General features: G+C 33.8%; 15 protein-coding genes. 12 read left to right on the top strand and 3 right to left on the bottom strand.

Features of this window, described 5'->3' with window-relative positions; translation table 11 throughout:
* The 4 genes from RM519_RS06470 to argH are packed head-to-tail and all read left to right on the top strand — an operon-like array spanning position 1 to position 4,069.
* Positions 1–951, top strand: coding sequence for an N-acetylornithine carbamoyltransferase (locus tag RM519_RS06470; RefSeq protein ID WP_311592835.1), 951 nt, complete (start codon positions 1–3; stop codon positions 949–951).
* Entirely contained in the window at positions 944–1,726 is a 783-nt protein-coding gene (argB, locus tag RM519_RS06475) for an acetylglutamate kinase (protein WP_311592837.1), read from the top strand. The genes RM519_RS06470 and argB overlap by 8 nt, the downstream gene beginning before the upstream one ends.
* Positions 1,723–2,781: a M20 family metallo-hydrolase gene (locus RM519_RS06480; protein ID WP_311592838.1), complete on the top strand. Its 1,059-nt coding sequence runs from the start codon at positions 1,723–1,725 to the stop codon at positions 2,779–2,781. Before argB ends, RM519_RS06480 begins: the two co-directional genes overlap by 4 nt.
* A 1-nt stretch (position 2,782) precedes the next feature.
* On the top strand, positions 2,783–4,069 hold the full coding sequence (gene argH / locus RM519_RS06485; RefSeq protein WP_311592839.1) for an argininosuccinate lyase: 1,287 nt from the start codon (positions 2,783–2,785) through the stop codon (positions 4,067–4,069).
* Here the strand turns inward: argH and RM519_RS06490 are convergent.
* Positions 4,058–4,744, bottom strand: coding sequence for a Crp/Fnr family transcriptional regulator (locus RM519_RS06490; RefSeq protein WP_311592840.1), 687 nt, complete (start codon positions 4,742–4,744; stop codon positions 4,058–4,060). The genes argH and RM519_RS06490 overlap by 12 nt on opposite strands.
* 96 nt (positions 4,745–4,840) lie before the next feature.
* Between RM519_RS06490 and RM519_RS06495 the strand changes: the two genes are divergently transcribed.
* From RM519_RS06495 to RM519_RS06530, 8 genes are all read left to right on the top strand, one after another.
* Positions 4,841–7,219, top strand: coding sequence for a heavy metal translocating P-type ATPase (locus tag RM519_RS06495; RefSeq protein WP_311592841.1), 2,379 nt, complete (start codon positions 4,841–4,843; stop codon positions 7,217–7,219).
* Positions 7,220–7,375: 156 nt separating this feature from the next.
* Positions 7,376–7,567 carry a cbb3-type cytochrome oxidase assembly protein CcoS gene (gene ccoS, locus RM519_RS06500; RefSeq protein WP_311592842.1) on the top strand — a complete coding sequence of 64 codons (192 nt, stop codon included), beginning with the start codon at positions 7,376–7,378 and terminating at the stop codon, positions 7,565–7,567.
* Positions 7,568–7,572: 5 nt separating this feature from the next.
* Positions 7,573–9,744 (top strand): cytochrome-c oxidase, cbb3-type subunit I, encoded by a 2,172-nt coding sequence (gene ccoN / locus RM519_RS06505; protein WP_311592843.1) that lies wholly within the window; start codon positions 7,573–7,575, stop codon positions 9,742–9,744.
* An 8-nt stretch (positions 9,745–9,752) separates the two neighbouring features.
* Positions 9,753–9,944, top strand: a complete 192-nt coding sequence (locus RM519_RS06510; RefSeq protein ID WP_311592844.1) for a CcoQ/FixQ family Cbb3-type cytochrome c oxidase assembly chaperone — start codon at positions 9,753–9,755, stop codon at positions 9,942–9,944.
* Entirely contained in the window at positions 9,941–10,789 is an 849-nt protein-coding gene (locus RM519_RS06515; RefSeq protein WP_311592845.1) for a cbb3-type cytochrome c oxidase N-terminal domain-containing protein, read from the top strand. Before RM519_RS06510 ends, RM519_RS06515 begins: the two co-directional genes overlap by 4 nt.
* Before the next feature lie 187 nt (positions 10,790–10,976).
* Complete coding sequence (gene ccoG / locus RM519_RS06520) at positions 10,977–12,398, top strand: cytochrome c oxidase accessory protein CcoG (RefSeq protein ID WP_311592846.1); 1,422 nt, start codon at positions 10,977–10,979, stop codon at positions 12,396–12,398.
* A gap of 137 nt (positions 12,399–12,535) precedes the next feature.
* Entirely contained in the window at positions 12,536–12,979 is a 444-nt protein-coding gene (locus RM519_RS06525; RefSeq protein WP_311592848.1) for a FixH family protein, read from the top strand.
* Entirely contained in the window at positions 12,980–13,699 is a 720-nt protein-coding gene (locus RM519_RS06530) for a sulfite exporter TauE/SafE family protein (RefSeq protein ID WP_311592849.1), read from the top strand.
* Positions 13,700–13,824: 125 nt separating this feature from the next.
* Here the strand turns inward: RM519_RS06530 and RM519_RS06535 are convergent, their stop codons facing one another.
* Both RM519_RS06535 and RM519_RS06540 read right to left on the bottom strand, forming a co-directional pair.
* Positions 13,825–14,694 (bottom strand): pseudouridine synthase, encoded by an 870-nt coding sequence (locus tag RM519_RS06535; protein ID WP_311592850.1) that lies wholly within the window; start codon positions 14,692–14,694, stop codon positions 13,825–13,827.
* Between the two features lie 37 nt (positions 14,695–14,731).
* Positions 14,732–15,646, bottom strand: a complete 915-nt coding sequence (locus RM519_RS06540; RefSeq protein ID WP_311592852.1) for a geranylgeranylglycerol-phosphate geranylgeranyltransferase — start codon at positions 15,644–15,646, stop codon at positions 14,732–14,734.
* Positions 15,647–15,680: the final 34 nt, after the last annotated feature.

The following is a 15,680-nucleotide window of genomic DNA, read 5'->3' on the forward strand; positions in this document are numbered from 1 at the left end:
ATGAAACATTACGCACACATAAACGATTTAGAAAACCTTGAAACTACAGTTCAAGAAGCAATCGGACTCAAAAAAAACGAGTTAAAATTTGAATCCTTAGGTAAAGGAAAAACCATTTGTTTATTATTCTTTAACAATAGTTTACGTACAAGATTAAGCACTCAAAAAGCGGCACAAAACTTAGGTTTAAATACCATTGTTATGAACTTTGGTAGTGAAGGCTGGCAGTTAGAATATGAAGATGGAGTTATAATGAATCAGAACAAATCGGAACATATAAAAGAAGCGGCAAAAGTTGTTGCGCAATATTGCGATATTGTAGCCATAAGGGCATTTGCTTCTTTAACCGATAAAGAAAAAGATGAGGCAGAAATTGTCATAAATAGTTTCAAAGAATTGTCAGGAATTCCAGTTGTGAATTTAGAAAGTTCTTGTGGGCATCCCTTGCAAGCACTAGCTGATGCAATTACTATGAAAGAAAATGCTGCAAGGCATAAACCAAAAGTAGTTTTGTCTTGGGCGCCACACCCAAAGGCATTGCCACATGCAGTTGCAAATTCATTTATAGATATGATGCACTTACAAGATGCAGATTTTATAATAACGCATCCAGAGGGATATGATTTAAATCCTGAAATTGTAAAAGATGCCAAAGTAGAATACGATCAAGAAAAAGCATTTAAAGATGCTGATTATATCTATGTAAAAAACTGGAGTTCATATCAAAATTATGGTCAAGTAATTCCACAAGAAAAGAATTGGACAATAACAGCCGATAAAATGGCAAAAACCAACAATGCAAAATTTATGCACTGTTTGCCGGTGAGAAGAAATGTGGTCGTTGCAGATGAAGTGATTGATTCTGAAAACTCATTGGTTATTGAACAAGCAAATAATAGAACGTATTCAGCGCAAATTGTATTAAAGAAAATTTTAGAGAATCTTGGGTAAACAAAAACTACATATTGTAAAAATTGGTGGTAACATTATTAATGATAAAAACACCTTATCAGCATTTATTAAAGATTTCGCCCAGTTAGATGGAAAAAAAATCCTAGTTCACGGAGGCGGTAAACGTGCTACCGAATTAGCGAATTCTATTGGACTAGAGCCAAAAATGGTCAATGGTAGACGTATCACTGATGAGGCCAATTTAGAAATTGTAACCATGGTCTATGCTGGTCTACTAAACAAAACTATCGTAGCAGAATTGCATCAAAACAACTGTAATGCACTCGGTCTTTCAGGTGCCGATGTAAATACAATACAGGCTCATAAGCGAATGGTAAAAGATATTGATTATGGTTTTGCGGGAGACATAGACGCTGTGAATCATAAGGCTATTGATGTGTTTCTACAAAATGACATGACTCCTGTATTTTGTGCGATTTCACACGACAAAAAGGGTCAATTACTAAATACAAACGCCGATACTATAGTGTCAGAAGTGGCAATTGCAATGTCAAAAGACTATGACACATCTTTAATTTATACGTTCGAAAAGAATGGTGTTTTAAGAACCATTGAAGACGATAATTCGGTTATTGAGCACATCAACTCAAAGTATTACGAGCAATTAAAAGAAGAAGGTATCATTGCAGATGGAATGCTGCCGAAAATGCTGAATTGTTTTAATGCTTTGCAAAGAGGCGTATCTGAAGTAAAAATTGCCAATCCAACCATACTAAAAAATCAAAATCAATTACATACAACCTTGGTATTATGATAGAAAATCTTACTACAGAAGCCATTGAATTACTCAAAAATTTAATTCAATCGCAGTCTTTTTCAAAAGAAGAAGAAGGTACTGCGCTGTTAATTGAATCTTGGTTTAACACGAATAACATACCGTTTGAACGAAGCGGAAATAACATCATTACTTATAATAAACATTTTGATAAAAGCAAACCAACTTTGCTTTTAAACTCTCACCACGACACTGTAAAACCAAACGCTGCCTATACCAAAGATCCGTTTGATGCACATATTGAAGACGGTAAACTTTTTGGATTAGGAAGTAACGATGCAGGAGGCTGTTTGGTATCGCTTATCGCTACGTTCAACTATTATTACAGCCAAGAAAATTTAAACTACAATATTGTAGTTGTAGCATCAGCTGAAGAAGAAAACTCAGGAGCAAATGGGTTGAATAGTACTCTGAAATTACTTCCAGAAATTGAATTTGCAATTGTTGGCGAGCCAACTTTGATGAATTTAGCAATTGCTGAAAAAGGTTTGGTTGTTTTTGATGCTGTTGTGAAAGGAACTCCGAGTCACGCCGCACATCCTAACGATAACAATTCTATTTATAATACTATAAAAACCTTGGAATGGTTCAAAGATTTTAAATTTGAAAAGGTTTCTGAAGTTTTAGGTGAAGTAAAATTAACGGTGACACAAATAAATGCCGGAAAACAACACAATGTAGTGCCAGCAGAAACCCATTTGGTTATTGATGTCCGTGTAAACGACAAATACTCCAACCAAGAAGTCTATGACATCTTAAAAGAGTTGGCTCCGTGTGAATTAAAACCACGATCTTTGCGATTGAATTCATCAGCCATAGATAAAGTGCATCCAATTGTTCAAGCTGGTATTGAAATGGGCCGTGAAACTTATGGGTCTCCTACTCTATCAGATCAGGCAGCACTAAGTTGTCAATCTTTAAAATTAGGGCCGGGCGACTCAACTCGATCACATAGTGCTGATGAGTTTATTTATGTGCATGAAATTGAAGAAGGGATTAAAATTTATATTGAATTATTAAGCAAAATATTATAATATGAAACTTTGGGACAAAGGCTTTAGTACAGATAAAAAAATAGACATCTTTACAGTTGGTAACGACCGTGATTTAGATCTTATCATTGCAAAATATGATATTATCGGAAACAAGGCTCATGCAGAAATGTTGGCCAAAATTGGGTTGTTAACTTCTGTTGAGAATAACGCCCTACAAACGGAATTAGATAATATTATGCTATCCATTAAAGATGGTACTTTTACTATTGAAGATTCATTTGAAGATGTACATTCTAAAGTTGAGCATTTACTTACTGAAAAGTTGGGTGACACAGGAAAAAAAATTCACTCTGCACGGTCTAGAAACGACCAAGTTTTAGTTGATATGCATTTGTATTTAAGAGATGAATTAGCAGAAATAAAAGCACTTACCAAAGCGTTTTTTGATTTGTTAATTTCATTATCAGAGAAATACAAAGAGGTATTATTACCTGGATATACACACTTGCAAGTTGCAATGCCTTCGTCTTTCGGGATGTGGTTTTCTGCCTATGCAGAAAGTTTGATAGATGACATTTACTTTTTAAACGCTGCCGAAAAAGTAACCAATCAAAATCCATTAGGTTCTGCTGCTGGTTACGGAAGTTCTTTCCCAATTGATAGAACCATGACAACTGAACTGATGGGTTTTGAAACGTTAAAATACAATTCGGTTGCTGCACAAATGGGGCGGGGAAAATTAGAAAAGTCGGTTTCATTTGCAATGAGTAGTTTGAGTGCAACCTTGTCTAAAATGAGCATGGATATTTGCTTGTATATGAGTCAGAATTTTAATTTTGTTTCCTTTCCTGACGAATTGACAACAGGCTCTAGTATTATGCCTCACAAAAAGAATCCGGATGTTTTTGAATTGATCAGAGGTAAGTGCAACAAATTACAAGCCTTACCTTACGAATTGACTTTAATTTCCAACAACCTCCCAAGCGGATATCACAGAGATTTACAATTATTGAAAGAAGGTATTGTACCCGCAATCCAAACCTTAAAATCTTGCTTGGAAATGATTACATTTTCAATGGAACAGATTCAAGTGAATGATGACATATTAAGCAATGATAAATACCTGTATTTATTTAGTGTAGAAGAAGTAAACAAATTGGTGCAAAACGGAACACCGTTTAGAGATGCCTATAAAATTGTGGGTAAAAACATAGGTGACGGAAACTTCAATCCTGAGAAAAAAGTGAATCATACACACGAAGGAAGTATTGGTAACTTATGTTTAAATGAAATTGTGGCTAAGATGGAGAGTGCCTTAAAATCCTAAACCAATTCTCTCTAAGCCTTTGTAATCGAGAATTTTGATTTTTTTTCCTTTAAGAACAATCAATTCTTCTTTTTTGAATTCAGATAATAATCGAATTGCAGATTCAGTGGCTGTACCGATTACATTGGCAATTTCTTCTCTAGACAATTGAACATTGATATTATCATCTACGTCCAGACCGAAGATTTTCTTTAAAAACAATAAAGTATTTGCCAATCGCTCTCGAACTGACTTTTGAGCCATATTGGTCAGTGCTGTATTTGCCATTTGTAAATCATGACACGCAGTTTTAAATATATCTAGAGAAAAATTAGGGTTGGTTTTCAGCATTTCGAAAACCTCTTCTTTAGATATAAAACAGGCTTGCATTTCTTCCAATGCTGTAACCGTTAATCCTGCCGGTTCTTCACCAATTACAGAACGGTATCCCAACAACTCTCCTTCACGAACAAAACGAACAATCTGATCTTTTCCATTGCTACTTAACTTTGACAACTTACAACTTCCAGCACTCACACAGTAAATTCCGTTTAGATTAGCACCTTCTTCAAATACAACATCTCCCTTTTCAAAAACAGTTTGAGTTTTGGTGTCAGAAATTGTTTTAAGCTGACTTTTAGATAGTTTCTGCAGTGCGTTGAATTGCCTTGTAATACATTGTTGACAGTTGGCCATGGGTGAATAATTATGGAACAAATATACTTTAAAAATGTGATAATTGTCATACTTTTAATTTTTGAAATTTTACAATCTTTGGCAAATTTTTATTGAATGAACAAACACTCATGTTTTCATTGTGGCATTGAGCATACAAATAAAGTTACAATCGCATTTGCCGATAAGAACTTTTGCTGTAACGGCTGTAAAACCGTGTTTGAAATTTTTAATGAAAGTGAATTAACAGATTACTATTCTATTGAAAAAACTCCAGGAAAAATACCAGAAGCTATTCAAGGCAAATACGATTATTTAACCAACGAATCTATTGTAGAAAAACTATTAGAATTTCAAGATGATGAATTGGCCATTGTCACGCTACACATCCCTTATATTCATTGTAGCTCCTGTATTTGGATTTTAGAAAACCTGAATCGACTGCTCCCTGCGGTTAGTTCATCCACAGTAAATTTCCCTAAGAAAACTGCCCGAATTATCTATAAAAAATCCGAGACTGATTTAAAAGGGATTGCTGAATTGCTTGGATCCATCGGATACGACCCGTACATCAGTTTGGAAAGTATTGAAAGTAATACTGATAAAAAACTACATCGAGAATTATTGTATAAAATTGCCGTGGCTGGATTTGCCTTTGGTAATTCTATGTTAATGGCATTTCCAGAATATTTCGAAGTTGATGAGTTTTGGTTAAATCAATACAAAACTTTTTTCCGATGGTTGATTTTTGCTTTTTCAGTTCCTGTTGTTTTTTATGCAGGCCGCGATTATTTCGTTTCTGCATTTAAAGGCTTAAGAAAAGGATTACTTAATATTGATGTTCCAATATCATTAGGAATCTCCGTATTATTTATAAGAAGTACTATTGAAATTATTTTCGATTTAGGCCAAGGCTATTTCGATAGCATGAATGGATTGGTGTTCTTCTTGCTTTTAGGAAAGTTTTTCCAACAACGAACTTATAATTTCTTATCATTTGAGCGTGATTACAAATCTTATTTCCCAATTGCAGTAACAAGAGTTAAAAATAAAATTGAAGAAGTTGTTCAAATTATAGATATTGAAAAAGGCGATAGATTACTAATTCGGTCTCAAGAACTAATCCCAATTGATGGAATCATAATAAAAGGAAATGCATCTATAGATTATAGTTTTGTTACAGGCGAATCTACCCCAGTTGCAAAAGAATCAGGGGACAAAATTTACGCTGGGGGTAAGCAGTTAAATGGCGTTATAGAAATTGAAGCTTTTAAAACGGTATCACAAAGTTATCTTACACAATTATGGAGTAACGACGTATTCAACAAGAAAAAGAACGAACACTTTAAAGGCATTACGGATAAAATTAGTAAAAACTTTACCATCGCAGTTTTACTAATAGCAGCCATTTCAGGAGCCTATTGGTTCACCATAGAATCATATAAAGCAATTAATGTAATCACAGCAGTTCTTATTATAGCTTGTCCATGTGCTTTAGCGCTATCGGCTCCATTTACTTTAGGGAATATGCTCCGAATTTTTGGACGTCATAAATTTTATTTAAAAAATGCAACAGTTATCGAAAACTTAGCAGATATCAACCATTTAATATTTGACAAAACAGGAACTATTACAAGTACCGATAAGCACACTATTAATTTTGAAGGCGATGAATTAACAACTGAAGAGTTCATCAACATCAAGAGCTTATTAAGGAATTCTAACCATCCCTTAAGCAGAATGCTGTATGATTTTCTACCTCAAGAACCAATTACAACTTCTTTCGAATTCAATGAAATTATAGGAAAAGGAATTGAAGGAATCATAAACGAACATCTTTATAAGTTAGGATCGGCTTCATTGGTAAATAAAGCAAATACAATGCTTAATGAAACCGCTATCCACATTGAAATAGATGGGAACTATAGAGGAAAATTTATATTTAAAAACAATTACAGAAAAGGAACAAAAGAATTATTTAATAAGTTGCAGCAATCATTTAAACTCTCCATACTTTCAGGAGATAACGATGGTGAAAAAGAGACGCTCTCAACCTTACTTTCTAATAAAACTGAACTGCACTTTAACCAGAAACCAGAAGATAAATTAGATCACATTAAAAACCTTCAAGAAAATAAGGATAAAGTGCTTATGTTGGGAGATGGATTGAATGATGCTGGTGCATTGGCTCAAAGTAATGTAGGTATCGCAATTTCAGAAAATATAAATGTGTTTTCTCCTGCTTGCGATGGTATTATTGATGCATCGGTATTTGAAAAAATTCCTTTGTTTTTAAAATTGGCAAAACAATCTATTACAGTAATTAAATTCAGTTTTATTTTTTCATTCGTATACAACATCATCGGATTGTATTTTGCCGTAACCGGACAGTTATCACCAATAATAGCGGCAATTCTAATGCCTTTAAGTTCAATAAGTATTGTAACGTTTGTGACTATTTGCACCAATTATATAGGTCAAAAACTAAAGGCGTAGCGCAATTATTTTTTTATTTTAACAAATATTGATTAACTTTCCTACTTATAATCAACAACTTAAAAATTCGGTTGTTTAATTTAAAAAGTATGATAATTATCATACTTTTTAAAAAGACCAAATTTTAGTTTTGCTTGTCTTAAGATGTTTAACTAAATGAGTGTAATTTATATTTTAATTTCTATCAGTTTAGCACTGGCACTTTTATTCTTTTTTATATTTATAAAATCGGTAAAAAGCGGTCAGTTCGACGACTCTTATACTCCATCTGTTCGAATGCTTTTCGAAGACGAAACAAAAATTAGCTCAAAAAAACAATCCATTTCTAAAACTAAACCTAATTCATAATTTTTATGGAAGCACAACAATTTTATTATGACAACAAGATTGTAAAAAACTTCATCTATGCCACCATTCTATGGGGAATTGTTGGTATGGCTGTTGGATTACTCTTGGCACTCATGTTTTTATTCCCAGGTATTACCGATGGTATTTCTTGGTTAAGTTTCGGTCGTTTACGTCCGTTGCATACCAATGCCGTAATATTTGCCTTTGTTGGAAACGCACTTTTTGCAGGAATTTACTATTCTTCGCAACGATTGCTTAAAGCACGAATGTACAGTGACTTTTTAAGTAAATTCAATTTTTGGGGTTGGCAGTTAATTATAGTTGCTGCAGCCATTACACTTCCTTTAGGTTTTACTACAAGTAAAGAATATGCAGAATTAGAATGGCCTATAGATATTGCAATTGCACTAGTTTGGGTTGCATTTGGTGTAAATTTAATTGGAACTGTTTTAAAACGTAGAGAACGTCACTTATATGTGGCCATTTGGTTCTACTTAGCAACTTTTGTAACGGTAGCAGTACTTCACATATTCAATAGTTTTGAATGGCCTGTAAATATGTTAAAAAGTTATTCTGTTTACGCAGGCGTGCAAGATGCCTTGGTGCAATGGTGGTATGGACACAATGCGGTAGCATTCTTCTTAACTACACCATTCCTTGGATTGATGTATTATTTTGTACCGAAAGCCGCAAATAGGCCGGTATATTCGTACAGGTTATCGATCATTCACTTCTGGTCATTGATATTCTTATATATCTGGGCAGGACCACATCACTTATTATACACAGCATTACCCGATTGGGCGCAAAACTTAGGAGTTGTATTCTCAATTATGTTAATTGCTCCATCTTGGGGTGGTATGATTAACGGACTTTTAACCTTAAGAGGTGCTTGGGATAAAGTAAGAACAAGCCCGGTATTAAAGTTTATGGTCGTAGCAATTACTGGTTATGGTATGGCTACTTTTGAAGGACCAATGTTATCGTTAAAATCTTTTAACGCTATTGCTCACTTTACCGATTGGATTATTGCCCACGTACACGTTGGCGCATTGGCATGGAATGGATTCTTAACCTTTGGTATGATTTACTGGTTGGTTCCTAAAATGTTTAAAACAAGCTTACACTCTATAAAATTAGCCAATACACATTTTTGGCTTGGAACTTTAGGTATTATCTTATATGCTTTACCAATGTATGTAGCAGGGTTTATGCAAGCTTCTATGTGGAATCAGTTTACTCCACTAGGTGGATTGGTTTACGGTAATTTCTTAGATACAGTAACGCAAATTATACCGATGTATTGGATGCGAGCAATTGGAGGTTCAATGTATATCTTCGGTATGTTTATTTTGGTATACAACATCTTTAAAACTGTTAAAGGCGGAAGTGCTGTTGAAGACGAATTGGCTGAGGCTCCTGCATTGAAAAGAATTGTTAGAGGTCGTTTGGCTGGTGAAGACTGGCACAGAGTATTAGAGCGTAAGCCTGTTAAATTAACAATCTTGGCTACGATTACCATCTTGATTGGTGGAGCATTCCAAATTTTACCAACTATTTTAGTGAAATCGAATATTCCTACAATTAGTAGTGTAAAACCATATACACCGTTAGAATTAGAAGGACGTGATTTATACATCCGTGAAGGTTGTGTAGGGTGTCACTCTCAAATGGTTCGTCCGTTTAGATCGGAAGTAGAGCGTTATGGTGAGTATTCTAAAGCAGGTGAGTTTGTATATGATCATCCATTCTTATGGGGGTCAAAAAGAACGGGGCCAGATTTACATCGTGTAGGCGCAAAGTATAATGATGCTTGGCATTTTAATCATATGTATGAACCCTCATCAACGTCACCTGGATCAATAATGCCAGCGTACCAATGGATTATTCATGACGAATTAGATACTTCAGAAACCCAAACGAAGATGGAAGTTATGGTAAACCTTGGAGTTCCATATACTGAAGAAGAGATTGCTAATGCTGAATCTGATATGGCTGCGCAAGCAAATCAAATTAAGGAAAACTTATATGGAGATCCTTCCATTAAAAGTTCATTCGACGCTGAAGAAGAGGCATTGGGCACCGATTTTGTACCATTAGAAAAACGTGAAATTGTAGCAATGATTGCATACTTGCAACGTCTTGGAACAGATATTAAAGTTAACGATACTAAATAATAAAGGTCATGTTAAAGTTCATAAAACATCATATGGAAGGTATCGACGGAGTCGCTATTTATCCGATTATATCCTTGTTAATATTCTTTATTTTCTTTGTTGTTCTATTCTATTGGGTAAGCACAGCCAAGAAACCGTATATAGACAAAGTAAGTAACATCCCTTTTGAACCATCAACTAATAACAATCAAAAATCATGAAAGGATATTTAAAAACAACCGTATTTGCCATCATCATTTTTGGTGTGCTTTGGTACTTTATCGGAACAAAAGCAGCACTTGATTTTGTAAAAGAACCAGAATTGGTTTTTGGACTAGTCATTTTATTAATTGTAATACTTATCAATAGTAAAGTTCGAAAAAACTTAAGACAGGTGAGATTCGATAAATTATCTGATGAGGAAAAAGCACTAGAAACTACAGCACAAGCAAATTGGTATAAAAATCTAATGCAAAAATTAACGGCTACAAAACCGATTGAAGAAGAGCAAGATATTTTAATGGATCATGCTTATGATGGTATTAGAGAGTTAGATAACGATTTACCGCCATGGTGGTTGTACGGATTCTATGCAACCATTGTATTCGCGTTTGTTTATATAGGATATTATCACATGTTTGATGGTGATGACCAAACTGCAGAATTTAATAAAGAAATGGCGCAAGCTGAAGCTGATATTGCAGAGTACAAAAAGAACGCTAAAGGCTTAATTGATGCTTCTACAGTAGAAGTTATGACAGAACAATCTGATCTAGATGCTGGCAAATCTATCTACGAAGCCAACTGTATGGTTTGTCACTTAGCAGATGGTGGTGGTAGTATTGGACCTAACTTTACTGATGATAATTGGATTTTAGGTGGTGGTATTAAAAACGTATTTACAACAGTTAGTGAAGGTGGAAGAGATGGTAAAGGTATGATTGCCTGGAAATCTATGTTAAGCCCAGAACAAATTGCACAAGTATCTAGTTATGTTTTATCATTTCAAGGTACAACGCCTGCTGCAGGAAAAGCACCTGAAGGTGATGTATGGAGTGAAGACTAAGATGTACCTATAAAGGTAGAAGATCCTATAAATTATAAGTTGTCTAGAATAAGTGTTCTCTGTCATATTGAGCGAAGCCGAAATATCTCATAATTTTAAATTTGAGAATCTTCATTTCATTCAGAATGACACAAAAGAATAAAATTGTTTTAGACAACTTTTTATCTTTATTGAAAAAGAATAAACCATGTCAAATTACGAAGATGAATCTTTTAGAGACTCCATAGGAACCATGAAAAAGGATGGGAAACGCCAATGGGTGTATCCTAAAAAGCCAAAAGGTCGTTATTACAAATATCGAAAGCAGTTAAGTTATATTTTATTGGGGATGCTTTTTTCAGCTCCCTTTATTAAAATTAATGGCAACCAATTTATTTTAATAAATGTAATCGAACGAAAATTTAATATTTTCTCTATTCCATTTTGGCCTCAAGATTTTTATCTTTTTGTAATTTCCATGCTCATAGGAGTGGTATTCATTACCCTTTTTACAGTTATTTTTGGCCGACTATTTTGTGGGTGGATTTGTCCGCAAACTATTTTTCTAGAAATGATTTTTAGAAGAATTGAATATGCAATCGAAGGAGATAGAGGTGCACAAAGACGTTTAGCAAAACAAGATTGGAATGCAGACAAAATTAGAAAGAAGCTTTTAAAATGGTCTATTTTTTTTATCATCTCTTTTATAATTGCCAATATATTTTTGGCTTATATAATAGGGTCTGATGAATTGATTGCTATTATTACCGACAGCCCAAGCAATCATGTTAGTGGTTTAATTTCTTTATTAATTTTTACCGGAGTTTTCTATTTTGTGTTCGCTTGGTTTAGAGAGCAAGTTTGTATAATTGTTTGCCCTTATGGTCGTTTACAAGGTGTTTTATTAGACAATAAATCGATTAATGTCGCTTACGATCACAAACGCGGAGAAGGAGAAAAAGGGCGTGCAAAATTCAAAAAAAATGAAGATAGAGATGCTGCTGGTAAAGGCGATTGTATAGATTGTATGCAATGCGTCCATGTTTGTCCTACTGGAATTGATATTAGAAATGGTACGCAATTAGAATGTGTAAATTGCACCGCTTGTATTGATGAATGTGACCACATAATGGACAGCATTGACAAACCCAGAGGTCTGATTCGATATGCGTCTGAAGAAAACATTGAAAAAGGGTGGAAATTCGAATTTACAGCAAGAATGAAAGGATATACAAGTGTTCTTATTATTCTTACTGGAATGCTCATTGGAATGTTATTTTTAAGAAGTGATATTGAAGCAACTGTTTTAAGATTACCTGGGCAATTATTCGAAACAAAAGAGAACAATATCATTAGTAATGTATTCACTTATAAATTGGTTAACAAAACTTCAAAGGATGTAGAAAATATTACGTTTGAACTCATTTCACATGAAGGAGAAATTAAACTAATTGGGAATGAAGGTTTCAAATTAAAAAGACAAGAACTGACTAGTGGAACCTTGTTCATCGAGATTAATAAAAAAGATTTAGAAGAATCTAAGGAAAAGCTCAGAATTGGAGTTTATGCCGATGGTAAATTAATAGAAACAACAACTACAAACTTTCTTGGACCGAGAAGTTATAGATAAAACAAACTAGATTCCCGTTTGCACGGGAATGACAAATAACTGTCAAACTGAGCCTGTCGAAGTGCTAACCAATAGATTCTTCGACAATCCCGATAACTATCGGGACAGAATGACAAAAAATTAAGCCATATAAACACATGAAAATAAATTGGGGAACTAGTATTGTAATTGCCTTCGCACTATTTATAAGCTTTATTTTATTCTTTGTGATTAAGTCACACAATCCAAATAACAAACACGATTTGGTATCTGAAGAATATTATAAGGATGAATTAAAATTTCAAGACGAAATTGACAAGCAAAACAATGTTAAGAACTTAGAGGAGGCTTTCATAGTTCAAAAAAATTCAGACGGTATTGAAATACAGTTTCCATCTCAATTTACTAATGATAATATTTCAGGAGTTGTTATAATGGCAAGGCCTTCTAATAAAGCGCTGGATTTTGAAACAGCAATTCAATTAAATAATAATAAACTTCTATTGTCAAAGAGCAACTTGGTGGAAGGTAATTGGAACTTGAAAATTGAATTTAGTTCTGAAGGGACTCCTTATTTATATAAAAAATCAATTCAATTTTAGTTGTTGTACTCGGCGTTCATATTAGGATTATTAGGTAGTTTTCACTGTGCAGGTATGTGTGGCCCTATTGCCTTTGTTTTACCTATTGATCGCTCTAATAGTGCCAAAAAATTAGTTCAAATTGGCCTCTATCATATCGGCAGGCTCCTCACCTATTCTTTTATTGGATTTATTTTTGGCTGGATTGGTAAAGGCCTATATCTGGCAGGATTTCAGCAGCGTATTTCAATTTTAATTGGCGTTTTAATGATTATGATGATTTTGATACCGGTTAGAATTTTCAATAAATATAATTTCTCTAAACCTTTGTACTCTGCAGTTGGAAAGGTTAAATCAGGTTTAGGAAAATTACTGAAAAGAAAATCGAATAAAGCACTTTTCTCAATTGGCATATTAAACGGTTTTCTTCCATGTGGAATGGTATACATGGCCTTGGTAGGTGCTATGGCCGGGGGCACGTCTTTAGATGGCGCATTCTATATGGCTTTGTTCGGTTTAGGAACTATTCCTTTAATGACTATGGCCGTTTATTTAGGCAACTTTTTATCTTTAAACGTACGTGCTAAAATTCAAAAAGCGGTACCCATATTTGTTGTGGTTATTGGGCTACTTTTTATTACTAGGGGATTGGGATTAGGCATCCCTTACATCTCCCCTTCGGACGCTTCATTGACTATCAGTAATGAAACCATTGATTGTGTGGACATACCAATTGAATAATCTTGTCATTCGGAGTGAATACGAAGAATCTCATAGCATAAAGATTCTTCACTTCGTTCAGAATGACAATAAAAAATGGCAACCTTTTTAGATTGCCATTCCCAATTTTATTTTATCCGAAATGATTAAATCATATTTAAATTAATCACTTCTTGATTTGTCAAAGGTCTATAATGACCTCTCGGTAAATTCTTTTTTGTCAATCCTGCAAAAATCACACGATCTAATTTGGTAACTGTATATCCAAAATGATCAAAAATCTTACGTACAATTCTATTTCTACCAGAATGAATTTCGATTCCAACTTCTGTTTTTGGCTGTCCGTCTATATAAGAAATTGCATCAACAAAGACCATCTTCCCTTCTAGCATAAAGTTCTGGCTAATTTTTTGCAAATCTCTTAAATCTAACTTCTTATCTAACGTAGCATGATACAACTTTTTTACATCGTGCTTTGGATGCGTCAACTTTTTAGCCATTTCACCATCGTTGGTAAACAACAACAAACCCGTTGTATTTCTATCCAAACGACCTACCGGATAAATACGTTCTTTGGTAGCATTGTCTATAATATCCATAACTGTTCTACGACCGCGATCATCATCCATGGTAGTGATATAATTCTTTGGCTTATTTAACAGTATATAGCGCTTTTCTTCAATTGATAATAACTGCCCATCAAAATGAACAGTGTCATTTTCTTGCACCTTATAACCCATTTCTGTAACGATTTTACCGTTTACAGTTGCATTACCAGCGGCAATAAATACATCCGCTTCTCTACGAGAACAAATTCCAGCGTTGGCAATATATTTATTCAAACGAATTCCATCTGCAACATTTTCCTTTTTAGGCATTGCATTCGGTTTTCTTTTAAACGTTTTGATATTCTGAGGGTTGGGACGAAAATTTTTCGTTTTCATCTTTTTAACACCCGATTTTTGAGGAGTACTTTTTTTAGCATGTCGTCCTCGCGACGATTTTTCTCTGGCCATAATTTTAAATTTTTGCAAAGATATGACTTTAAATCATTTAATTATTCAAAATCTTATCAATTATAAGATTTACGTCTATTAGTACTAAACTGAATATCCCTGCAAAAATGAGTAATTTAATTAAATTGTGTAATAATCTATACCTACTCTTTGTATCTGACTTCCATAGCAAAAATAAGAACAGTGGCATGCCAAATAACGAAGTTATAAAGTATATTTTCATCCATCCAATTTCTGGGTATTGCCATAAAATATACATTGGAACGATCATAGCAATACTAATAATGGTTATAAACTTTTTAGTCAATGAAATTCCATACTTAATTGGAACAGTGTGATAATTAACCAAAATATCACCTTGCATGTTTTCCATGTTTTTTACTAGTTCACGAATTAGCAATAAAGCAAATAAGAAAAAAGCATGAATAAAAATGATTTCTGAGAAATTCTTAAAATAAACAAATACTGCAAAGAATGGCAAAATAGTAAGTGTCGTCACAGAAAACAGCCCCACCATTGGATATCGTTTTAACTTATGTGAATAAAACCAGATAAGAAATATATACACAGAAAAGAACAATGCCGCTTTCCAGGAAACAAAAAAGGCAAACAGAACTCCAACAAAATTTAATGAAAAGTAGATTGTCAGTTTAGTTTGCTGACTTACATAACTATCGATTCTAGATTTAACCGGCCTATTGATTTGATCTGTTTCTTTATCATAGAAATTATTAATGATATATCCTGATGCTACAACACAAACAGTTGCCAACACTACCAAAAATAAATTGGCATCCAATAATACATTCTTAACTGACTTTTGAGGAGAAAAAATGAAAAGTGCCGCTAAATATTGTGCTGCAACTAAAGTGAGGATATTATACCCTCTCACTACAGAAAATAAACTTAATAGTTTAAATAAATAAGTCTGATTATTATTAGAAGTACTCATAATTCTTTTTGAAGTGTTGAATTATGAATTAAAT

It is taken from the genome of Urechidicola vernalis, from assembly GCF_031846385.1.
GTDB classification, from domain to species: domain Bacteria; phylum Bacteroidota; class Bacteroidia; order Flavobacteriales; family Flavobacteriaceae; genus Urechidicola; species Urechidicola vernalis.

What these genes read in the sequence shown, in the direction of transcription:
- RM519_RS06470 (WP_311592835.1), top strand. Translation starts at nt 1, where the DNA reads ATGAAACATTACGCACACATAAACGATTTAGAAAACCTTGAAACTACA.
- RM519_RS06480 (WP_311592838.1), top strand. Translation starts at nt 1,723, where the DNA reads ATGATAGAAAATCTTACTACAGAAGCCATTGAATTACTCAAAAATTTA.
- argH (WP_311592839.1), top strand. Translation starts at nt 2,783, where the DNA reads ATGAAACTTTGGGACAAAGGCTTTAGTACAGATAAAAAAATAGACATC.
- RM519_RS06490 (WP_311592840.1), bottom strand. Translation starts at nt 4,744, where the DNA reads ATGGCCAACTGTCAACAATGTATTACAAGGCAATTCAACGCACTGCAG.
- RM519_RS06495 (WP_311592841.1), top strand. Translation starts at nt 4,841, where the DNA reads ATGAACAAACACTCATGTTTTCATTGTGGCATTGAGCATACAAATAAA.
- ccoS (WP_311592842.1), top strand. Translation starts at nt 7,376, where the DNA reads ATGAGTGTAATTTATATTTTAATTTCTATCAGTTTAGCACTGGCACTT.
- ccoN (WP_311592843.1), top strand. Translation starts at nt 7,573, where the DNA reads ATGGAAGCACAACAATTTTATTATGACAACAAGATTGTAAAAAACTTC.
- RM519_RS06510 (WP_311592844.1), top strand. Translation starts at nt 9,753, where the DNA reads ATGTTAAAGTTCATAAAACATCATATGGAAGGTATCGACGGAGTCGCT.
- RM519_RS06515 (WP_311592845.1), top strand. Translation starts at nt 9,941, where the DNA reads ATGAAAGGATATTTAAAAACAACCGTATTTGCCATCATCATTTTTGGT.
- ccoG (WP_311592846.1), top strand. Translation starts at nt 10,977, where the DNA reads ATGTCAAATTACGAAGATGAATCTTTTAGAGACTCCATAGGAACCATG.
- RM519_RS06525 (WP_311592848.1), top strand. Translation starts at nt 12,536, where the DNA reads ATGAAAATAAATTGGGGAACTAGTATTGTAATTGCCTTCGCACTATTT.
- RM519_RS06535 (WP_311592850.1), bottom strand. Translation starts at nt 14,694, where the DNA reads ATGGCCAGAGAAAAATCGTCGCGAGGACGACATGCTAAAAAAAGTACT.
- RM519_RS06540 (WP_311592852.1), bottom strand. Translation starts at nt 15,646, where the DNA reads ATGAGTACTTCTAATAATAATCAGACTTATTTATTTAAACTATTAAGT.